At 62.2% G+C, this 20,465-nt stretch carries 23 protein-coding genes; 14 read left to right on the top strand and 9 right to left on the bottom strand.

Features of this window, described 5'->3' with window-relative positions:
• The first annotated feature begins 539 nt into the window (after positions 1 to 539).
• The 9 genes from AC07YS_RS16635 (at position 540) to AC07YS_RS16595 (ending at position 8,599) form a co-directional block, all read left to right on the top strand.
• Entirely contained in the window at positions 540 to 1,073 is a 534-nt protein-coding gene (locus AC07YS_RS16635; RefSeq protein WP_495269241.1) for a hypothetical protein, read from the top strand.
• On the top strand, positions 1,070 to 1,354 hold the full coding sequence (locus AC07YS_RS16630) for a hypothetical protein (protein ID WP_495269242.1): 285 nt from the start codon (positions 1,070 to 1,072) through the stop codon (positions 1,352 to 1,354). The genes AC07YS_RS16635 and AC07YS_RS16630 overlap by 4 nt, the downstream gene beginning before the upstream one ends.
• Complete coding sequence (locus AC07YS_RS16625; protein WP_495269243.1) at positions 1,355 to 1,795, top strand: hypothetical protein; 441 nt, start codon at positions 1,355 to 1,357, stop codon at positions 1,793 to 1,795.
• Positions 1,792 to 2,337 (top strand): aspartyl/asparaginyl beta-hydroxylase domain-containing protein, encoded by a 546-nt coding sequence (locus AC07YS_RS16620; RefSeq protein ID WP_495269244.1) that lies wholly within the window; start codon positions 1,792 to 1,794, stop codon positions 2,335 to 2,337. The genes AC07YS_RS16625 and AC07YS_RS16620 overlap by 4 nt, the downstream gene beginning before the upstream one ends.
• 136 nt (positions 2,338 to 2,473) lie before the next feature.
• On the top strand, positions 2,474 to 3,148 hold the full coding sequence (locus AC07YS_RS16615) for a hypothetical protein (protein WP_495269245.1): 675 nt from the start codon (positions 2,474 to 2,476) through the stop codon (positions 3,146 to 3,148).
• Positions 3,149 to 3,158: 10 nt separating this feature from the next.
• On the top strand, positions 3,159 to 3,440 hold the full coding sequence (locus tag AC07YS_RS16610) for a hypothetical protein (RefSeq protein ID WP_495269246.1): 282 nt from the start codon (positions 3,159 to 3,161) through the stop codon (positions 3,438 to 3,440).
• A 98-nt stretch (positions 3,441 to 3,538) separates the two neighbouring features.
• Complete coding sequence (locus AC07YS_RS16605) at positions 3,539 to 4,849, top strand: hypothetical protein (RefSeq protein WP_495269247.1); 1,311 nt, start codon at positions 3,539 to 3,541, stop codon at positions 4,847 to 4,849.
• Between the two features lie 23 nt (positions 4,850 to 4,872).
• A complete protein-coding gene (locus tag AC07YS_RS16600; RefSeq protein WP_495269248.1) occupies positions 4,873 to 7,758 on the top strand; it encodes a glucosaminidase domain-containing protein in 2,886 nt (961 codons plus the stop codon).
• A gap of 184 nt (positions 7,759 to 7,942) precedes the next feature.
• Positions 7,943 to 8,599, top strand: a complete 657-nt coding sequence (locus AC07YS_RS16595) for a hypothetical protein (protein WP_495269249.1) — start codon at positions 7,943 to 7,945, stop codon at positions 8,597 to 8,599.
• A gap of 150 nt (positions 8,600 to 8,749) precedes the next feature.
• Here AC07YS_RS16595 and AC07YS_RS16590 read toward each other — a convergent pair whose 3' ends face one another.
• Both AC07YS_RS16590 and AC07YS_RS16585 read right to left on the bottom strand, forming a co-directional pair.
• A complete protein-coding gene (locus tag AC07YS_RS16590; protein ID WP_495269250.1) occupies positions 8,750 to 9,499 on the bottom strand; it encodes a hypothetical protein in 750 nt (249 codons plus the stop codon).
• A gap of 59 nt (positions 9,500 to 9,558) precedes the next feature.
• Positions 9,559 to 9,768 (bottom strand): excisionase, encoded by a 210-nt coding sequence (locus AC07YS_RS16585; RefSeq protein WP_495273895.1) that lies wholly within the window; start codon positions 9,766 to 9,768, stop codon positions 9,559 to 9,561.
• Positions 9,769 to 9,860: 92 nt separating this feature from the next.
• Between AC07YS_RS16585 and AC07YS_RS16580 the strand changes: the two genes are divergently transcribed.
• Positions 9,861 to 10,301 carry a helix-turn-helix domain-containing protein gene (locus AC07YS_RS16580; RefSeq protein WP_495269252.1) on the top strand — a complete coding sequence of 147 codons (441 nt, stop codon included), beginning with the start codon at positions 9,861 to 9,863 and terminating at the stop codon, positions 10,299 to 10,301.
• 501 nt (positions 10,302 to 10,802) lie between these two features.
• Here AC07YS_RS16580 and AC07YS_RS16575 read toward each other — a convergent pair.
• The 6 genes from AC07YS_RS16575 to AC07YS_RS16550 form a co-directional block, all read right to left on the bottom strand.
• On the bottom strand, positions 10,803 to 11,330 hold the full coding sequence (locus AC07YS_RS16575) for a hypothetical protein (RefSeq protein ID WP_495269253.1): 528 nt from the start codon (positions 11,328 to 11,330) through the stop codon (positions 10,803 to 10,805).
• The gene (locus AC07YS_RS16570) at positions 11,327 to 11,929 is read right to left on the bottom strand and encodes a type II TA system antitoxin MqsA family protein (protein WP_495269254.1); all 603 of its coding nucleotides are present in this window, start codon (positions 11,927 to 11,929) and stop codon (positions 11,327 to 11,329) included. Before AC07YS_RS16570 ends, AC07YS_RS16575 begins: the two co-directional genes overlap by 4 nt.
• Complete coding sequence (locus tag AC07YS_RS16565) at positions 11,926 to 12,354, bottom strand: hypothetical protein (RefSeq protein WP_495269255.1); 429 nt, start codon at positions 12,352 to 12,354, stop codon at positions 11,926 to 11,928. Before AC07YS_RS16565 ends, AC07YS_RS16570 begins: the two co-directional genes overlap by 4 nt.
• A gap of 443 nt (positions 12,355 to 12,797) precedes the next feature.
• On the bottom strand, positions 12,798 to 13,247 hold the full coding sequence (locus tag AC07YS_RS16560) for a guanylate cyclase (protein ID WP_495269256.1): 450 nt from the start codon (positions 13,245 to 13,247) through the stop codon (positions 12,798 to 12,800).
• Positions 13,248 to 13,332: 85 nt separating this feature from the next.
• The gene (locus AC07YS_RS16555) at positions 13,333 to 13,755 is read right to left on the bottom strand and encodes a RidA family protein (protein ID WP_495269257.1); all 423 of its coding nucleotides are present in this window, start codon (positions 13,753 to 13,755) and stop codon (positions 13,333 to 13,335) included.
• Between the two features lie 13 nt (positions 13,756 to 13,768).
• Positions 13,769 to 14,704, bottom strand: coding sequence for an SDR family oxidoreductase (locus AC07YS_RS16550; protein WP_354342501.1), 936 nt, complete (start codon positions 14,702 to 14,704; stop codon positions 13,769 to 13,771).
• A 74-nt stretch (positions 14,705 to 14,778) separates the two neighbouring features.
• On the opposite strand from AC07YS_RS16550, the gene AC07YS_RS16545 reads away from it, so the two are divergent.
• Positions 14,779 to 15,843 (top strand): CDP-6-deoxy-delta-3,4-glucoseen reductase, encoded by a 1,065-nt coding sequence (locus AC07YS_RS16545; protein WP_495269258.1) that lies wholly within the window; start codon positions 14,779 to 14,781, stop codon positions 15,841 to 15,843.
• Positions 15,844 to 15,889: 46 nt separating this feature from the next.
• Positions 15,890 to 16,867 (top strand): Bug family tripartite tricarboxylate transporter substrate binding protein, encoded by a 978-nt coding sequence (locus AC07YS_RS16540; RefSeq protein ID WP_495269259.1) that lies wholly within the window; start codon positions 15,890 to 15,892, stop codon positions 16,865 to 16,867.
• Here AC07YS_RS16540 and AC07YS_RS16535 read toward each other — a convergent pair.
• Positions 16,839 to 17,615: a Crp/Fnr family transcriptional regulator gene (locus tag AC07YS_RS16535; RefSeq protein WP_495269260.1), complete on the bottom strand. Its 777-nt coding sequence runs from the start codon at positions 17,613 to 17,615 to the stop codon at positions 16,839 to 16,841. The two genes, AC07YS_RS16540 and AC07YS_RS16535, sit on opposite strands and share 29 nt — an antisense overlap.
• A gap of 155 nt (positions 17,616 to 17,770) precedes the next feature.
• Between AC07YS_RS16535 and AC07YS_RS16530 the strand changes: the two genes are divergently transcribed.
• Both AC07YS_RS16530 and AC07YS_RS16525 read left to right on the top strand, forming a co-directional pair.
• Complete coding sequence (locus tag AC07YS_RS16530) at positions 17,771 to 19,966, top strand: xanthine dehydrogenase family protein molybdopterin-binding subunit (RefSeq protein ID WP_495269261.1); 2,196 nt, start codon at positions 17,771 to 17,773, stop codon at positions 19,964 to 19,966.
• An 11-nt stretch (positions 19,967 to 19,977) separates the two neighbouring features.
• Positions 19,978 to 20,436 (top strand): (2Fe-2S)-binding protein, encoded by a 459-nt coding sequence (locus AC07YS_RS16525; RefSeq protein WP_056572291.1) that lies wholly within the window; start codon positions 19,978 to 19,980, stop codon positions 20,434 to 20,436.
• Positions 20,437 to 20,465: the final 29 nt, after the last annotated feature.

The raw sequence follows: 20,465 nt of genomic DNA, 5'->3' as shown, positions 1-20,465 counted from the left end.
CGGGTGGGTTCGTCGCCCTCCCTTGGTCCGTGCTCGATTGCCCAGCCTACGCCGCTCTAAGCCATCCTGCGCGCTCCCTGCTGCTGGAGATTGCACGGCAGTTCGTCCGCGATAACAACGGGCGACTGCTGGCCTCTGCTACCCACCTTTCCAAACGGGGATGGAACAGCGCTGACGTGATCACCCGTGCCAAGCGCGAATTGTTGGCGGCCGGCTTCATCCACGAGACCGTGATGGGCCACCGACCAAATAAAGCAAGCTGGTACGCCGTCACGTGGCGGGCATTGGATCGGCTGCCCGGCTACGACGATGGAGCGGCTCAGACCTTTGTGAGAGGCGCCTACCAAAACGCAAGCCTTAGACCGTCTCACGGTGTAGAGGGCCACTCTATTGCACCGCCTCACGGTGTAGGGAAGGCCCGCTCTACACCGTCTCACGGTGCTATCAGCCCCCATTTTCAAGCTCTCTCTACACCGTCTCGCGGAAACCATCTAGAGAAGCCATCTCCTGCATTGAGAACCTCGCATTGAAAGAAAGTCATGAACGAACACATCCCGCACTTGAGCATCGAGACTTTGGACAACGGCAACCTGAGGCTGGAAAACGAATCGATGGGCGACAGCTACGTTGTGGACCTTCATCCGATCCACGTCCGCCTTCTTGCTGAACGGCTCGGCCTGATCGCGAACGCTCATGAAGCAGATGCGGAACAGCCAACCCTTGCGGAGCAGGAGCGCGATCTTGATCGGTTGAAGCGGAACATGCTTCGTGTCCGACAACACGCCCTGCAACTACAGGAACAGTTCGCGACCGGCGCAGACTGGAAGCATGCAGATCTCACCTTCGAAATGGGCCAGATCAACTCGCTCGTGGATCTACTGGATATGGCCGTGGACGACTTCGTAGATGACTTCACGTCACACGACCCAGCGCCCTATGTTCCCGTCAGTATGGGGAGTACACAAGCTATCGCACTTCGAAAATCAGATGGCAACCGAGAAATGGCTCGGAGGACATCTAGCGATTCGGATGATTCCATCGCGGGACCGCTTTTCTCGGAGGCTTTCAAATGATTGTGGAGCGAACACCGGAGGAGCTACAAAACCTCGTGGAGAGCACTATGGGGATGCTCTTGCACGTAGTGACCCGAGACGTCATTCCAACGAGTGCCGATATGAGAGTTGGCGAGAAGGATGCTGCAAAGTTGGTTGGCTATGCGCCTGGATCGTTCAAGAACCTTCGCGGTGAAGGTAAAGGACCAATCTACTACAACAGGCCAGTTTCCGGATCGAAGATCAGTTACCGCCTGATGGATCTGGCGATCTGGATCGAGCAACGCCGCGAAAGCTGGTAGTTGCTGCAACCAAAGCGCATTAATCGCCATCTTTCGGCATGGAAAAAGTGCGATGCATTGCCTAACCTACTTGGCATGCATTGCCCCCCGAGCCTTGAAGACTTACCCATCTCGCACCACTTCGGCGGCGGGGTTTACGCCAAAGAAACGCGCATTGCCGCAGGCTTGATTCTTGTCCAGCACAAGCACGAACACGATCATCTTTCCGTGCTTGCTTCCGGCACCGTCGAACTGCTGATTGACGGCGTACGGAGCGAGATGACCGGCCCCGCCTGCATCACCATCACGGCTGGCAAGCACCATGGCGTGAAGGCCCTCACCAATGTGGTTTGGTACTGCATCCACGCGACTGACTGCACCGACGAAAGCGAAGTTGATGAGGTGCTGATTGCATCCCCCGACGATGCGCAAATGGCCTCGATGATCCAGGCGCTTCAATGACGAATGCGCGCATCAAGTTGCTAGCTGAGGGGCTCGACGTGTCGGCCATCCAGAACGCGCTCGCAATGCATCCGGAACTGTGGGACCAGAACACCGGCAGAACTGCCCCGAAGGCTTCGCCTCATCACGGCCTGTCTGACATTTGGGCACGCTATGCAGACCCGGCCACGATGAAAGAAGACGGTTCCCACGAATCGATCTGGTATCCCTGCGCCGATCTCCTAGCGGTCAAGGATCTTGTCTACGGGCTGATGGCTGCGGTACGTGGCGAACGCCTCGGGGGTGTCCTAATTACCCGCATCAAGCCCGGCCAGATTTGCAAGCCTCACACAGATCCAGGATGGCACGCCCGTTACTACGACAAGTACGCCATCCAGATCGAGGCAGCACCCGAGCAGACCTTTCATTTCGACGGGCAGTCACTTGTGACCAAGCCGGGCGACCTGTTTTGGTTTGACAACTCGTTCACGCATTGGGTCACGAACGACAGCCAGCGCGACCGAATCACCATGATCGTCTGCATCAAGACGGGGAGTAACTGATATGCCATGGAGCATTGCAGCGCCAGTAATCGGCGCGGTTGCAAGTAGCGCGCTTTCCGATAGCGGCGGTGGTGGAGGCGGCGCAGGATCGCAGACGCAAAGCAAGGAGCCGTGGGGACCCGCTCAACCGTGGATCATGAACAACCTGATGCAGGGACAAAACCTGCAGAACGCCTATACCGCGCAGCCGTTCAGCGCCTTGCAGAACCAGGCGTATGCGAATCAGGGCAACCAGAGCGCATACATGCGTGCTGCTGTTCCGTCGCTGCTCGGTCAGCTCAGCGGCCAACAGGTCGGCTTTGATCGCTCCAATCCAAACGCACGACCGACCGCTTTCAACTTCAACGGGACGGGTGCGGCGGGTGGCAGTCAAGGCGGTCTGCTGGCACTCCTCAGCGCGGGGACAGGCGCCAACAGCAACCCCTATGCCAACACGCCTCAGGTGACTACACCGAAGCCCGAAGAAGGCACCTTCACGCAGCAGAACGGCATCGTCTCTGGCATGAATATGTCCAGCTTCGATGGGACGAGCATGTACGGCAATGGTGGCTATGGCACGTTCAAGTACGGCATGCCGACGCCACAGCCTGGCACGCAGCAATACCGCGATATGTCGGCCTACTTCGCCAATGGCGGTGTTGACCCGAACAACTACTACGGCAAGGGCGCCGACTACAAGGATCCGAACGCGGATCCGCGCGCCTACATGTGGACGAGTGGGTTTGCTGGCGGAGCACCTGGCGAAGGCGAAGGTCCGAGTGCTGGTGCGCCTGGTGGCGCCAATAGCGCAGGCCCCGGTGGCAGCTGGTAAGGGGCTTCTGATGGCACTGGATGTCCGTACCGAATGGAATACGCCTATCGACGGCTCAGAGCCCGATCTGGCAAAGCATGAAGCCTTCGCAGACTTCGCGCTCTGTCTGATTCGTCAGGAGTCGCCTTGGCTGTACCGATTCCTCGATGGAACGAATGCGCAGCTCCTGGTCGGTGTTGGCATCTGCGCATTCTCCATGCCATCCACACCAGGCCTCTGGTTCGAGGTGGACCGAATGGCTGAACACATCAACCTCTTGCCGTGGGCCGAGCCTCACGAAGTAAAGCACTAAGGAAAATCATGGCTGGCCTTTTTGAATCCCTTCTAAGTGACCCGAGCGCTCAGCTCGGTATCGGCCTGCTCGCGGCTGGTGGCCCATCCACGACGCCCATGAACGTCGGGCAGCGCGTACAGGTGGCGATGCAGGGCGTTGCGGCTCGGCAAGATGCGGAAATGAGGCGCAAGCTGCTGCAATCGCAGATGGAAGAAAACGCCTCACAGAACGCACTGCGTCAATCGCAGATCGCAAGAGCCGCGCGCCTGCAATCCATGACCAGCGGCCTTTTTGGTGGAGCTGGTTCTTTTGGCTCGTCGCCGGGCGGCGTGGGCGAGGGTTTTTCGGTTGGCATCAACCCGGGCGTTTCAATGCAGTCGCCAACCGGTCAGAGCGTGACCCCGCAGCAAGCCGCAGGCCTACGCGGCGTCCCGCTGGAGGCGGTAGCACAACTCAAGGCGGAAGGCGGCGCCGACTTACTCGAAGCTTGGAAGCTCGCCAATGTGCCAACGCAGCTCAGCGCAGGCGGCTACACGCAACTTCCCGGCCAAGCTCCACAGTACTTGCCCGACCCGACCAAGGGCGTGGACTTCAGAAATGGCACGGTGTCTCGTCTTCCTGGCGCAAGCGCCTTGGCAAGCCTGGAAGGTGAGAAAGCAGGCGCGACTGCATGGGCCAAGGCCCCCGCAGACATTGCCGCCGACCGCGCGCGTCAGTTCCTTCAGGCCGAACTGGATCCAGTGCAGGCGATAAACCAGCGAACGGGCGACACCGACTTTGTACCCCGCGCCTCTCTTGTTGGCGCGCAGCCCGGAGTGGGTGGCTTCGGCGGTGCAATCGGGGGACAAGCACAAGGTCAGAGCCCATATATCGCTGCACGCAATCCGATCAAGCAGCAATCAGCCACCGCACTTAACGACAACTGGATAAAGACCTCGTTCAACCCCGTGAAGGAAGCAGGCAGCGCCGCGACAGATCTGCAAACGAACGTGCAAGCGCTGCGCAACATCGATTTCCAGTCCGGCTGGGGTAGCGAGGCCAAAGCGAATGCAGCGGCAGTGCTTCAGGGGCTTGGCATGGGCACCGCAAATTCAGACCTTTACGCGGCCAACGCGCAGAAGTTCCAGGCGGTGGCGATGGATCGCCTCATGAAGAAACAGATCGAGCAAAAGGGTACAGCCACTGAGGGCGATGCGAAGCGGCTGAATCAGACGTTCGTAGCGCTCAAGAACACGCCTGGTGCAAATCAATTCATCCTTGACCTGGCCGAAGCGCAAGCCAACCAAGACCGACGCAAGGCAGAGTATTACGAGCAGGCCATGCCTCTAGCTCAAGTCGAAGGCGACCTGACGAAAGTGGATCGCATGTGGCGCAAGGTTCAAGGGTCAATCTGGAATGACCCGATCTTGCAGAAGTGGAGCAAGTGATGGAGATGGCAAGCATCCCACGCGTGAACAACCGCGCCGATTTCGTCAACACGTACGCGGATGCCGCCATCGCGGCGGGCCGCACGCTCGGCGTCGATCCAAAGATTCTGCTCGGGCAATGGGGGGTAGAGACTGGGTGGGGCCGGTCGATCATTCCGGGAACCAACAATCTCGGCAACATCAAGGACTTTGCGGGCAGCGGCGTCGCAGCGGTGGACAACATGACCGGAAGCCGGGACAAGTACCGCACGTATGCATCGCCTGAAGCCTTCGCGTCTGACTACGCAAGCCTGATTCAACGCAAGTATCCCGGCGCTGTTGGTGCTGGTAGTGATCCCGCCAAGTTCGCAGCAGGTCTACGCGGCTATGCGGAAGACCCGCGCTATGCCGACAAGCTGATTCAGGCCTCACGCATGGCAGGCGGCACACCAGGGCGGGTGATGAACGCCATCGGCAAGGGGGTTAGCGCCCTCATCCCCTCGGCGAACGCACAGCCGCAACAAAACACGCAGAAGCCGAACATGGCCCAGCCTACCGAAGACAGCATCTCCCCTGAGTGGCAGCAACTGAATGCCCAGTTCGCGCCCAATGTGCAATCAACACAGGCCAAGGCCGACCCGTGGGCTGAATTGAACGCACAGTTCGCGCCCACGGTGGCGCCTGCCTCCAATCATCCGCAGCAACGCCGTCAGCAAGCCGTTCAAGAGACTGGGGCGCCTTCTTCGGATGTCGTCGCTGCGGGTATCCGGGCCGTGGCGGGCCTGACTCCTGCGGGCATGCTCGTTAACGCCGTGACACCAGGTAGCACCGAGAACAAGATCGCTAAGGGGCTGGCATCTGGTTTCGCGGACATTGGAAATACGATCATCAACTCTGGGACAAGAGCCGGCGCCGACTTGTGGTCCGGCATCGATGATCCGAACGGCCTAATCGATCCAAGGCTGAAGCGGACCTCGGGCCGTCCTGGCGAGCCGGCAATGAGCCAGGCAGAGCGAGAGAACGCAGAACGTGCGGCGGGGCTCGCAGGCTTCAACGCCGAGAACGCCTCCTTGCCTTTCACCGCTGGTCGGATCGGTGGCAATGTCATCGCAACAATGCCCGTTGGCGGTGTCATTGGAAGTGCCGTCAAAGGCGCGGGCGCGCTTCCCGGCCTCACGCGGGCAGCTCCTGCTTTGAATGCGGTTGGCGAGTCCATTCGCACGGGAGGTATGGCTACGGGGCTCGCACCTTCTGGCGTGGCCGGGCAAGTCGGCAATATCGCATTGCGCATGACGGGCGGCGCAATCAGTGGCGGCACATCCACTGCACTCATTGATCCGGCATCGGCCAAGATCGGCGCAGCCGTCGGAGCGGTCCTCCCCCCTTTGGTTGCGGGGGCCGGTAAGGTCGGGTCGTTGGTAGCCCATGGCATCCGTGCGCTTCGTACTCCCGACGAGGTACGCGCAGCGAAAGCCATCCTCGAAGCAGGCGGCCTGAGCAACCCACAAGAGATTGCGGCGGTTCGCGCAGCAGTCGGGCAAATGGGCCCGCACCTCATCGCGGAGGGGCCGACTGTTCCGCAGATTCTCCAAAACCCCGGCGTCAGTCAGTTGGCCAGGACAGTTCAGAACGCGGGCGGCAGCGCGATCACGCAGAGGGAGGCGGCACAGAACGTGGCCCGCCTTGCCGCGTTGGACCGAATCTCCCCGGTGACTGGCACGGTGCAGCAATCGGCAGAGAACTTCGGCAACAGCGTTGCGGCCACAGTCCTCCCCGCAGAAGCGCAAGCGTCGCGACGCGTGAACGCAGCGTTTGACGCAGTGGATCCGTTCAATGAAACCCGCATCAATCTCCCGCTCGACGCGATGCAGCAGGCACGCGACAAATTCCTAGGTCCGGGCACTTTCGGGACAGGTAGCAAGGCAGAGGCAGCGCTGGCGGAGGCGCGCCGAATCGGCATTGCGGAGCTGCCTGCAGAAGCTGGGACCAAGGCCCCAGGCGCGGGCTCGCAGTTGCCTAGGCCGGTTGCCTTCCGAGAGATTCAAAACATGCGTTCTTCGCTTGGGGAAGCTGCCCAGCAAGCGAGCGAGAAAGGCGCGAACAAAGAGGCGGCAGCCTTAAGGCAGATGATTGCCGACTTGGACGACCAAACGGCACAGGTTGCAGCTGGCCGCGGAGGACTGGGTGAGTACTTTCCCAGTGACATCGTGAAGGCATGGCAGGAGGCGGTTCAGCTACACGCCGCCAAGATGAACAAGTTCCACACCGGCCCACAGGCGTCCATGTTCCGTAACTCCGGAGATGGCCTGCCGCAGGCACAGGGCGCAGAATTGGCTGGGAAGTTCTTCAGCCCGCGCATGTCGCAATCGTCAGACATTGCGTCCTTCAACAAGATCGCCACGCCCGAAACGCGGGAGGCGCTGAAGAACTACGCGGTCACTGACGCCGCGAACCAGACTGAGCGCCTGGGCAACCTCACAAATGCAAAGTTCAACGCATGGCTGAAGGCTCGCAGCGGCGCGATTGATGGATTGATGACCGAAGGCGAACGGGCACAGCTTCAAGGTGTGGCTGCAGACCTGATGCGCGCTGACAACGCCGCAACCCTGAACATGGCAAAGGGGTCGCCGACGGTACAAAACGCTCTGAACCTCGGTGCGCTAGACAACAAGTTTGTGGACATGGCAGCTCGCCGAATCCCGTTCATTGGATCGATCACTGGTCCAATTCTGGAAGGGCTGAAGGCGACTGCGAAGAAGGGCAAGGTAGAACGTATCGGAGGGCTTCTTGCCGACCCCGAAGCCCTCGATCTGGCGTTGGCTCAATACCTCAGCCAGTCGTCACACCAACCTATCGGCCTACTCGATCCCGCTTGGATTGGGCTGGCTCGGACGCTTCCTGTTCTGCCAGCCGGTTCCGGTCAGAGGTAAGACTCCGGCCAGTCTTGAGGGTGTAAAGAAAATTTACGATGAACGCGAGCGCACACAAGCCAAGCACTTTCCACAACAGGAATGCCGGGATCTCGAATCCGAATAGCTCGAAGCTCATGGTCTTGGATCTTAGAAGGATTCGTGGCATGGCAATAGACCGAAAACACAACGAGGAGGGCACAGAATGACAACTCCAGCGAAACCAGGCTTCGCCTTGCAGCTTGTTATGCAGACACGCGCTGACGGCACCAAGGAGACAGAGGCCGAGGTGGTGGGCCGCTCCTTGGCCGATTCCGCAATCAGCGCCGGCCTGATGGCGATGGCCTACAACTCACACATTGGCGGAGGAAGCTCGGTCAATGCCAACATTGCCGAAGTACGGCGAATCACCGCGGCGGTGAAGGACGGCGACCTCTCGGACCTTGAGGGGATGTTGGTCGGTCAAGCGGTGGCGCTGCAGACCATGGCTGCAAACTTCGCCAACCGTGCCCAGCTCCAGACCGGACAGCGCAATCTTGAAGCGTTCTTCGGCATGGCGCTCAAGGCACAGGCGCAAAGCCGGGCCACGGTGCAGGCACTAGTCGAACTGAAGTTCCCGCGCCAAGTGGTGTATTCGAAGAACGCGAACATCAACAACGGGCAGCAGCAGATCAACAACGGGGTTCCCGCTCAGGCGGAGCAAGCTGAATCCTCGCAAATCAAAAAATTGGAGAGCGACGATGGCCAATGGCTGGACACAGGAGCGCCGCGAACGGCAATCCCTACTCATCCGCACCTGGCGACCGTGGGACAAGGCCACCGGGCCGACAAGCCCAGAAGGAAAAGCCAAGGTGTCGCGTAACGCCTATACCGGTGGAACTTGGCGCGAGATACGGGAGCTTTCCAAGGGATTGAATGCCCTGCTCCGTGAACAACGTGATGCGATGGACGCCCTAACCTAACCAAGAAGATCCGCAGTGCTCTTCGAAATTGAAAAGGGGCGCACCTCGGATCAAACACTATTTTTTCGCGCCAAAGCTCTCTGGCAGTAGACATAGTATGAAGCGGTATGTTCCCATTTCATAGCCTGGATCGGTCCATTAGCATGATTCCCTGGGCCAGTACTGAGAACAAAAAAGTTACGACGGACCAACTCTACGGCCTCAATGTAGTACTCGTGAAAGTGGTTTTCCCCTTCTTTTTGAACCTTCAGCACCAGGTGCGTGTCTTCATCGGTCATAGACAAATAAAGAGCCATGAAGGCCTCTAAAGTCGCGTCGCTTACTTGGGAAAAAGCCTGTGTTGCGGCAAGGAGATACGCCTCATCATTCCAATGCTCTTTATAAATTAATGCGAGTGCTACCACACCAATCTTGGAGTGCGTCTGCCGAACGGCTTCAAGAGTGGCGTAAAAGCAATTTGAGTAATTTTCGTTTGACAAAATCTTGTCGATAAACTCACCATCGATCTCCGCATCGGATATGAATTTCTCAAATCTTTTTTGCAGATGTTTGTCGTAAAAAGTTTGGGCAAATTTGGCAATTAGGCCAACCCCTGGGATGCCCATTTCTTTTGCCGAGGCGGCGACATCACTGCCCGCTTGAATAATTTCCTTGCCCCAGTCGATTTTCTTTTCCGTCATTTTCCGTCTTTCACGAGTAAATAATGGCTGGGGGAGCTGCGAAAAAGCGCGAGGCTCCATGCGCACACAATGGCGCGGCGTTATGAGTTTCGCCGATCCACGTGGCCGCAGCACCGCCATTTTTGGGTTTTTAGCCCTCCCGATGGAAGGTTTCCTGGGTGGTCAGCATTTCGTGAGAACTACCTGCACCTAAGCCGGTTTACCAACCGATCGTCGGCCATGACTTCAGCAATGTGCTTCGCCGTCGGCTCAACCCAGTAGGTTCGGCCAATCTTCACAGGCGGCGGGATGATGCGACCGTTGCGAGCCCATATCCGCAAAGTGTTCTCGACAGGCGGCGGGTCGAACTGCTGAGCAGCCCATGCAAGTAGCGTGATTTTGCGAGGCATTCGGAGGGCTCCTAGGTCGAGATATTCGGGCTGATCCTGCAGCATGAGCTTCCGATAAGGCAATGCCTTGCGCTGCGGGTCACAATACCGCCATGCCTGACATCACATCAATCCTCAAAGCTGAAATCTCTCGCGTAGCTCGAAAAGAGGTCCGCGCAGAGATCGAAACGCTCAAGAAGGCCTCAACAAGCCATCGCGCGGCAATTGCAGATCTGCGCCGGCAGGTTACCGCGCTGGAGAAGGAATTGCGGCGCGTCAGCAAGGGCGCTATGCGCCAAGCTGCTGCGGAAACACCAGGCGATGCAAACGGCTCAGACACCAAGCGTCGATTCAGTGCAGCTCGGCTCGCGGCACATCGGACCAAGCTGGGGCTGTCCGCCGCGAGCTATGGAAGCCTCGTCGGGGTTTCGGGCCAGACGATCTATCACTGGGAGCAAGGCAAGGCGCGCCCACGTGCGGCGCAGCTTGAAAGTCTGGCATCGGTGCGAGGCCTAGGCGCGCGTGACATTGCGGAGCGCTTGGCCGCTCAATAGTCGAGCCGGTTGACGACTACTGTAGGGCGCAACTCACTCGCAGTCAGTCGTCACGACACAGCCGTGGGCTACCTCCTCACACGTCCGGTGGGCTATGGAGGGTGGTTGCCTCTGAGTGCTGGACCGAAGTGACGAGTTTTGCCAACCGATTGCTAGTTGCCATGGCTACTATCAATCAGTCGCACGGACCGAAAACAGCGATTCTTCCGAGTTGTTACCAGAATACTTAGCAGCTATTAGCCACTTGGGCGAAAACCGAGGGAAATGGGGCCAATCTCCCGCGTCTCGCGACCTTTGGATCAGGTTCGACTCAGCCGTCGAGAAACAACGCTTAGGTCGCCGGGGCCCAGTTCGAGCAGCTCTCTCCACGAAAGCTCCCAGTCAAACCTGAGTCACACCCCGACAAGATCCTGGGTCGCATCTAGTTTGGTCGCTCCCTCCTCCACACCGATCCAACTGCGTCTCGCTATGCCCGAGTGCCTATAAGGAAGAAGGGCACTATCAAGAGTCCAATCGGGTAGAAGCGACTTCTGCGTTTTTCTTCGCCATAGCATCGTGGGCGGCAGAAAGCTCCTCATATCTTTCGTCCTCGAACGACATCGTGGGAAGCAACAACCGCCCATGCTTCATTTTTGCAGAAAGTGCGATGACCTGATCACGTACAGCGCCGTAAAGCAAAGCCAATCCGTACTTTGCGGCGAGCTGATCTGAGTCCCCATCGGTGTGATCAAAATTGACGACCACACCTGAAAATATCACTTCAAATTGATAGGGATAAGCGGTAGGTTCCCTGAGGGGGGTTCGAATTCCTAGTCGTACCGTGTATGTATGCTTTTTAGCCTCGGGATCCACTTGATCATCATCGTCCCAAAATTCCGGGGATTTAGTAATTGTCTTCGCGCTCTGTAGCGCAAAACTTTCAACACTGGCGTCCTCTGATTTAGAAGACGTTTTTTGATATCGCGGATTCTTTTTGAACGTAACTCTTTCGAGATCTAGGTCCAATAGTTGGATCTTAGACTGCCTCATGCAGCAGCTCCATAAAGTTCTTCAAGCGAAAAATCACTCCCGTGCGACGCACGAGGCTCTAGGTGTTCGCGAGATGAGACGATAAAGGCATGTAGCACCCTCGGGGAATTCTCAAATGGTGTTTCGGCCTTGGACCACTGCAAGCCATCTTTCGATTCTTCGATCTCGACATTGGCCAGCGCCCCCAGGAATTGAGCAACTCCTGGGACATGAATAGCGCACTGAATCAACAACGCTGCCGGGCCACTAGGCAGCTGTCCCGATTCCCACTTTCCTACCGAGGATTCACCAGCCCCGAATAGTCTTGAAGCAGACCGCTGGCTAAGGCAGAATTTTTCTCTGAATTTCTTCAGAATCCCAATCGAGAGAAAGGATTGCTCCTTTCTGGTCGCGCTCTCAATTAAAAAAGCGTTATAGTCATTTTGCGATTCGCTTGCAAATTTTTCACCGCATGCAAGACATTCACATTCCTGCAAGCCGGTGACAACATGCTTTCTCCGCCCAATGGGCGTCGCGCTCTCAAACGCGCGCACCACTACATCCTCCGACTCGCAGAAGGGGCAGTACTGCTCGGCGATGGGGGAAATGTGAGTAGTCATTTTGCTTTCTCTGGGTGTGCGGAGAGAACCAAAATCTTTTGGGTTTTGGTCAAGATTGAAAACTTGAAATAAACCCAGGGGTCAGTTTTTTGGTTTTCACATCCGCGGTGACGATTGAAGCCCATTACGTAGGCGTCCGCCGCATACGGAGTCTGGCCGTTTGATGCATAGCACCATTCGGACGTGTAGTAGCGAGCCTTCGACAGTTGCGAGAGGAACGCTTTCGCGTTGTCAGCAGTCCACGCGAGCTTCTCCACGGCGTCTAACTTGGCCGTACCTGAGTAAACAAGGCTCAAATTGGAAAGGTCCGCACGAATGGTATCTAGGCACCATAGAGGTCCTCCTGGTATAGCGCGCTGATGGTCCTGCTGCGTTCGCAGATCTTCAGCCGGCTTCGCGGGATGTTCCCGCAGAGCATAGGTCATTGTAGATGCTACCTTTAAGGAATCATTCAAGACTTCACCGACAGAAGGGGAATCGTAAGGGAGTGTTGTGGCGGCGCGCCAGAGTGGCTTACCGGATTCACGGACTACATGGCAAGTGCGGATGTAGTGCGGCACCACTATCCCAAACACTCACCTTGCTAGCAGTCACTAACATGCGAGGTTAGGGATAGCTATCAGGCAACTCTGCACCTACATCGAGCAACAGTTCCGGATGCTTTGACATTTGTCGGTACTTTTGTCGGCACCTCACCGCATCGGATTGAAAAATACAGCATTCATGCGGCCTGCAGCCCTATTTGCGATTCCGGCCCCGCACCACGAGACGACACCGTCTCACCCCCACATCAAGAAACCCGCTCGCTTCACTGGCGCAGCGGGTTTTTCTTTGCCTCGGAGCTTTTCAGGCCGGGTAAAGCCCCGCCCTAGCAAAGAGCGTCGGCCAGCTTCACCTGCAGCGACAAGGCAGCCTGGTGCAGCAGCTCGAACTCGTCGTCCGGCAGCGGCACGGCCGTGAAGTTGAAGTGGCACAAGGTGCCGGCGACCGCGCCCGCGGAGTTCAAGAGCGGAACGCCGTGGTAACTGATGGTGTAGTCCCGTCCGGGGTGCGTGGCAAAGCGCTCGTCCACGCTCGAGTCGTCGGTGCGGAACCACCCGTCGCGCAGGACAAAGGGACAGATGCTCGCCTCGAAGGGCACGACGGCGATGTTCTCGGGGATCAGTTCGCCTTGCTTGTCGTGCAGGTAGAGGCTCGTGACCAGGTCGGCGCGGATCCTGTAGATCCCGGTGTACCGATGCGGCACGCGCGCGTTCAAGTAGGCGAGGACAGCCTGTGCGCCTTGATCGGCAAGCAACGCTTCAATCGTTTGGGGCATTCGTTTCGTCCGCTTCGCTTCGATCGGTTCGATCTGGAACCTGTGCCGCGATGGTACGCCCGGCCCCTGGGCATCCGCTTCGGTGTCAGCCCGCTTGCGCGGTCTTCAACGCCACCACCGCACGAATCTCCACCCGCAGCGCCGGCCGCGCCAGCGCCGCCACGCCGAGGATCGTCCAGGCCGGGAAATCCTCGGTGATGTAGCGGTCCTTCACCTCGCGAAAGCCCGCCAGCTCGTGCTCGACGTCGACGTGGTAGCTCACGATCTCCACCAGGTCGGCAAAGCCGAGTCCCGCGCTTTCGAGCACCACGCCCAGCCGCCGGAAAGCCCAGTCGGCCTGTTCCGAAGCGCTCTCGGGCACGCTGCCGTCGGCACGCAGGCCGACCTGCCCTGCCACGAACAGCAGGCCGCCGGCCTTGACGCCGGGCGCGTACTTGAAGGTGTCGAAGACGGCGGTCGAGCCGAAGGTCGGATGGCCGTCGGGGATGCGCACGCTCTGTTTGTTCACGGGTTGCGTCCTGTCAGGCTTCTGCGGGCTGCAGGCCGGTGTGCACCGTCGGATGCGCGAGCCGCACGCGCAGCTCGCGCTTGAGCCGCGTGTTGTCGAGGCGGCGCGATTCGCCCATGAAGCTCAGCAGTTGCAGCGGCAATTGCCGCTGCGCCTCATCGCGCGCCACGCGCGGCGGGCGGGGCATGCCGTAGAGGTCGGCGGCCAGGTCGAAGTAGTCGCCCATGCGCAGCTCGGTGTCGTCCGACGCGTGCACCACGCGCTGGGGCTTGCCGCGGAACAGCGCCGCCACGCAGGCACGTGCGAGGTCGTCGGCGTGGATGTGGCTGGTGTAGACGTCGTCCTCGCGGCGCAGCACGGGCGTGCCGCGTTCCAGGCGGCCGCGCGGCGTGCCGTTCTCGCGGTCGGGCGCGTAGATGCCCGGGATGCGCAGGATGCTGGTGCGCACGCCGGTGCTGCGGCCGAACCAGCGCACGGCGCGCTCGGCATCGACGCGCCGGTGGGAGCGCGGGGTGTCGGGCCGCACGCCGCGCGTTTCGCTCACGCGCGCGCCGCCGCAGTCGCCGTACACGCCGCTGGTGGAGCCGTAGACCAGCGCCGAGGGCAGCGAGCGCAGCCGCAGCGCCTGCGCCAGCGACACGGTGCGCTGGTCGCGCCACCAGGCCGCGCCGCCTTCGCGGGCGGGCGGCGCCAGGTGCACCACGCGGGTGGCGATGCCTGCCAGGCGGCGCAGGGTGGCGCGGTCGTCCAGGTTGCCCACCAGCGGCCGGATGCCGGCCGCGCGCAGCGCCGCGACGCGGTCGGCCGAGGACGTGAGCGCCACCAGCTGCATGCGCCCGCGCAGGTTGCGCGCCACGCGCTGGCCGACGTCGCCGCAGCCGACGATCAGCAGGCGCTCGCGCCGGAACCGGGCCGGCAGTGCGCCGGAGGGACTATTGATTGAAGGCAAAATCCGGGTTTCCTGTCTCAATTCAGTTGTCCCGGCCGCACGCAGCCGGGAAAGTTCACCCCCGAAGAATACCGATGACTGCTACAGCGCCGCACGAAGCGGGCTTTTCCATCACCGTCGAGCCCAGCGGGCGCCACTTCGTGGTCCAGGGCGACGAAACCATCCTCGCGGCCGGCATCCGCCAGGGCATCGGCCTCCCCTACGGCTGCAAGGACGGCGCCTGCGGTTCCTGCAAGTGCAAGAAGCTGTCGGGCGAGGTCACGCTCGGCCCACACCAGAGCAAGGCGCTGAGCGCCGAGGAGCAACTGGCCGGCTACGTGCTGACCTGCTGCGCCCACCCGACGAGCGACGTGGTGCTCGAGTCGCGCCAGGTCACCGAGGCCGGCGCGCTGCCGATCCGCAAGATGCCGGTGCGCGTGATGGCGCTCACGCGCCAGTCGCACGACGTGATGATGCTGCGCCTGCAGCTGCCGGCCGGCGAGCCGCTGCAGTTCTATGCGGGCCAGTACGTGGAGTTCATCCTGCGCGACGGCGCGCGCCGCAGCTACTCGATGGCCAACGCGCCGCACACGGTGGCCGTGCCGGGCACGGGTCTCGAACTGCACCTGCGGCACCTGCCGGGCGGCAAGTTCACCGACCACGTCTTCGGCGCGATGAAGGAAAAAGAGATCCTGCGCATCGAAGGCCCGTTCGGCAGCTTCTTCCTGCGCGAGGACTCCGACAAGCCGATGATCCTGCTGGCCTCGGGCACGGGCTTCGCGCCGATCAAGGCGCTGCTGGAGCACATGCAGTTCAAGGGCATCGAGCGGCCCGCCGCGATCTACTGGGGCGGACGCCGCCCCGAAGACCTGTACATGGACGCCTGGCTGCGCGAGCAGCTGGCCGCGATGCCGAACCTGCGCTACGTGCCCGTGGTGTCGAACGCCACGCCGGAAGACAACTGGACCGGCCGCACCGGCTTCGTCCACCAGGCGGTGCTGGAAGACTTCACGGACCTGTCGGGCCACCAGGTGTATGCCTGCGGCGCGCCGATCGTGGTCGACTCGGCCAAGCACGACTACGTGGCGCTCGCGGGCCTGCCCGAAGAAGAGTTCTTCGCCGACGCCTTCACCACCGAAGCCGACAAGGCCCTGCCCTGAGCCTTCGCGCTCCCCTTCCCTTTTCGCAGACGTGACGCAGAACAACATGAAGACGAGACACTTCCTCCTGACCCTGATCGCCGGCGCTGCCGTGCTCACCGCCGGCCATGCCGCAGCCCAACAACACCGCCCGATCCGCCTCGTCGTGCCCTACGCGGCCGGCGGCCCGATCGACAACACCGCGCGCATCCTGGCCGAGCAGGTGAAGGACACGCTGGGCGGCCCGGTCATCATCGACAACAAGCCCGGCGCGGGCGGCAACATCGGCGCCGACTTCGTCGCCAAGGCGCCGGCCGACGGCCTCACGATCGGCATCGCGGCCACGGCCACGAACGCGGTGAACCCGTGGCTGTACAGCAAGATGCCGTTCAACGCCGCGACCGACTTCGCGCCGATCACGCAGATGGTGCGCGTGCCCAACGTGCTGGTGATGAACGCCGACACGGCCAACCGCCTGAACATCCGCACGCTGGCCGACCTGATCCGCTACGCCAAGGCCAACCCGGCCAAGCTCAACTACGCCAGCGGCGGCAACGGCAGCGCCGGCCACCTGGCGGGCGAGCTGTTCAAGAAGGAAGCAGGCATCTTCGCGGTGCACATCCCGTACAACGGCGGCAACCCGGCGCAGCTGGCGCTGCTGTCGGGCCAGGTCGACTTCAACTTCGACAACCTCGCCACGGCCGCGCCGAACATCCGCTCGGGCAAGCTGAAGGCGATCGCGGTCACGACGCTCAAGCGCAGCAGCGCCCTGCCCGACGTGCCGCCCGTGGCCGACACGCTCAAGGGCTTCTCGATCGACACCTGGTGGGGCCTGGTCGCGCCGGCCGGCACGCCGCCCGAGGTGGTTGCGAAACTGAATCAGGCCTTCGTCGCCGCGCTGAACGCACCGGAAACGAAGACCCGCTTCGCCTCGATGCTGGCCGAGCCGGTCGGCAACTCGTCCGAGCAGTTCGGCGCCTTCATGAAGAGCGAACTCGCCAAGTACGAGAAGGTGGTCAAGGCCACCGGGGCGAAGGTGGACTGACGAGGTCGTCCAGGGGCGCTGCGGCCTGCGTGTCGGTGGCCGCGGCCACGGCCACCGCCGCTTCGGCCGCCCCGCTCTGGTAGGTGCGCAGGCCCGCGAGGTCGAGCACTTCCACGCCGCCATGTTCGATGCGCAACAGGCCGTCGCGCTGCAGCGCATGCAGCGCGCGGTTGGCACGCTGGCGCGACACGGCCGACAAGAGGCCGATCTCGTCCTGGCTCAACCGCACGAAGCGGGTGGCGCGCGGATAGAGGATGGGGTCGAACAGGCTGGCCAGGCAACGCGCCACGCGCGCGTCGGGGCCGAGCAGGCGATCGAATTCCATGAGGCCGATGAACAGGCTCAGTCGCGCATTGATGTGTAACAACAGAAACCGATTGAAGCCGATGCTGGTGGACATCAGCCGCTCGAAGCTGTGCCGCGGCACGCAGGCCACGCGCGTGGGCCGCAGCGCCACGCCGTCGTAGCGCCAGCATCCGGGGGTGAGCAGCGAGCCTTCGCCGCCCCAGCCGCCGGCGGTCACGCCGGTGAAGGTGGACACGCGCCCGTCGGGCAGCGACACCGACATCTTCATGAGGCCGTCGATCACGCCGATCCAGTGATCGGCCGGCTCGCCGCGCCGCACGACGAAGCCGCCGGCCGGCACCACGCGCTCGTGCGACTCCTGGACGACGCGGTCGAGTTCGTCGTCCGTGAGCGCGCGCGCCCACAAGCTCTCGCGAAGCATGTTCTCCAACGCGTTCGACATCGCGCCTCCTGCTGTCGTCCCTCGTGACATCGCATCGGCCGATCCGTCGCAGGCGCCGGTCGGCGGGGTCCGTAAGAAATGTCGTTGCAACGACATCTTCGGCGCGGCGATGGTGCCACAGTCATCCGCGTTCGCCAAACAACAAGGAGACAACGATGAAGCGTTCGAACAAGGACCCGCGTCCCGCGTGCGGACCCGACGACGGGGATGCGCACGGCCTGCGCCGGCGCGACGTGCTCGGCTACGCCACGGCCGCGCCGCTGGCATCGGCGGCGGCCGGCATCGCGGGGCTCGGTGCCCTCACGGCGCCCGCCTCCGCGGTGGCCGCGCTGCTGCCCATGACCCCGCCCGACACCACCGACCTGATCGACATCGGCGACGCGGTCACACTGACCTCGCTGCCGACCATGCCGCTGGTGAAGGTGACGAACACCGGCGACGGCCGCGTGCGCCTCGCGCTGCCGCGCCTCGAAGTGGGCCAGGGCATCGCCACGGCCAGCGCGATGATGCTGGCCGACAAGCTGCGCCTGCCGCTGAGCGCCATCGAAGTCACGTCGGCCGACGCGAGCCCCGAGCTGATCTGGAACCAGCTCACGGGCGGCTCGTCGAGCGTGCGCTCGATGCACGCCGGCATGCCAGTGCTGGGTGGCCTCGGCGGCCTGCTCTCCGGCTCGACGCCCTCGGTGGTCGGCCAGCGCGTGACGCGGCTCGATGCGCTGGACATCGTCACCGGGCGCAAGAAGTTCACGCTCGACCAGGCAGTGCCCAATGCCAAGCCGACGATGGTGCGGCGCCCGCCGACCATCAACGGCAAGTTCGTCGGCATCAACAACCTGAACACCGTGATGGGCATGCCGGGCGTGATCGGCGTGGTGCCGATTCCCGCCACCAACGGCATCACGCCGACGCCGCCCGGCGTGGCGGTGATGGCCGAGACCTTCGGCCAGGCCTGGGCCGCGGTGAACGCGCTCGACGTGACCTGGGCCGCCGGCCCGCTCGACGGCGAGTCGAACGCCACCATCATGCGCAAGCTGAAGTCGTCGCTGCTGCCCTTTGCGCTGCCGCCGCTGGGCGCGCTGACGGTCGAGGCCGAGTTCGAGTTCGCGCCGGCCGCGCATTGCCCGATGGAAGTCGAATGCGCGATTGCCGACGTGCGAGCGGATCGCGCCGAGATCTGGGCCGGGCTGCAGAGCCCCATCGTCACCCAGCAGGCGGTGGCCGCCGAGCTGGGCCTGCCGCTGAACAAGGTCGTCGTGCATGCGGTGCCCTCGGGCGGCTCCTTCGGGCGGCGCCTGTTCTGGGACCCGGTGCTGCAGGCGATCCAGGTGTCGAAGGCGCTGGGGCGCCCCTGCCGCCTGATGTACCACCGCACCGACGACATGCGCCACACGCGCATCCGCCCGCCGATCTACCAGAAGGCGCGCGCCACGATGCTGCTGGGCCAGGTGATCGCCTTCGAACAGCGCATCGCCAGCGTGCGCCTGGACACGCGCCACGGCTTCGGCAACATGCTCGAGGCCGCCGCCATCGCGCTGCCCAACGCCTTCCCGCAGACGGTGGGCAACTTCGCGATCGAGCAGGTCATGTTCAAGACCATGGTGACCTCGCCCTACAACTTCGGCGTCACGACCAAGCTGCTGACGCCGGTGCCGATGGACATGAACACCTGCTCCTACCGCTCGGTGCACATCCAGCCCGCGCGGCTGGTGGAAGAGATCCTGGTCGACGAGATGGCCCGCGCCGCGCGCAAGGACCCGATCGCCTTCCGGCTCGAGTACCTGCGCCTGCCGCGCGCCCGCGCGGTGCTGAAGGCGGTGGCGGAGGCCGCGCAGTGGGGCAAGGCGATGCCGGCGGGCTTTGCGCAGGGCGTGGCCGTGCACCAGGAGTCGAAGTCCTTCACGGCCTGCATCGTCGAGATCGACGCGCGCGTGCCGGCGCAGGCCCGCGTGGTGCGCGCAACCATCGCCATCGACGTGGGCACGCCGATCAACCCCTCGGGCATCGAGGCGCAACTGCAGGGCGGCCTGTGCGAATCGATCGCGCTGGTGCTGTCGGCGGGGCTGCACATCCAGAACGGCCTGCCGCTGGAAGGCAGCTACTCGCAGTACCACTTCTCGCGCATGAAGCACTACCCGAAGGACGTGAAGATCATCATCCTGCCGGCCAATGGCGAGGCCATCGGCGGCCTGGGCGAGGTCGGCCTGTCGGCGAGCTCGGGCGCCATTGCCAACGCCTATGGGCGCGCCACCGGCATCAAGCCGCGCAGCTTCCCGCTGAACTTCCCGGTCGACTTCACGCCGATCCCGCCGGGCAAGCTGCCCACGCCCGTCAACGTTCCGATCCCCGCTTGAGGAGACCCGCCATGCCTGTGCAATCTTTCAAGGTGAACGGCCAGAACGTGGACGTCGAGGCGCCCGACGACCTGGCGCTGCTGTGGGTGCTGCGTGACAAGCTCGGCATCACCGGCCCGAAGTACGGCTGCGGCATCAACGTGTGCAAGGCCTGCACCTGCCACGTCGACGGCAAGGCCGTGACGACCTGCTCGGTGCGCGTGTCCGACGTGCGCGGGCGCCAGGTGACGACCATCGAGGGCCTGGCCAACGGCAACACGCTGCACCCGGTGCAGCAGGCCTGGATGAACCTGGACGTGCCGCAGTGCGGCTTCTGCCAGCCGGGCCAGATCATGGCCGCGGTCGACCTCCTGCGCCGCACGCGCACCCCGACGGACGCCGACATCGACGCCATCGAGAACGTGTGCCGCTGCGGCACCTACGGACGCATCCGCGAGGCGATCAAGGCCGCCGCCGCGATGATGGGATAGGGCTGGACGAAAAAACGGCCAGCCACCGC

It is taken from the genome of Variovorax sp. GW458-11-26-14-LB1, from assembly GCF_059423965.1.
This window is presented reverse-complemented; position numbering and strand designations above follow the sequence as displayed.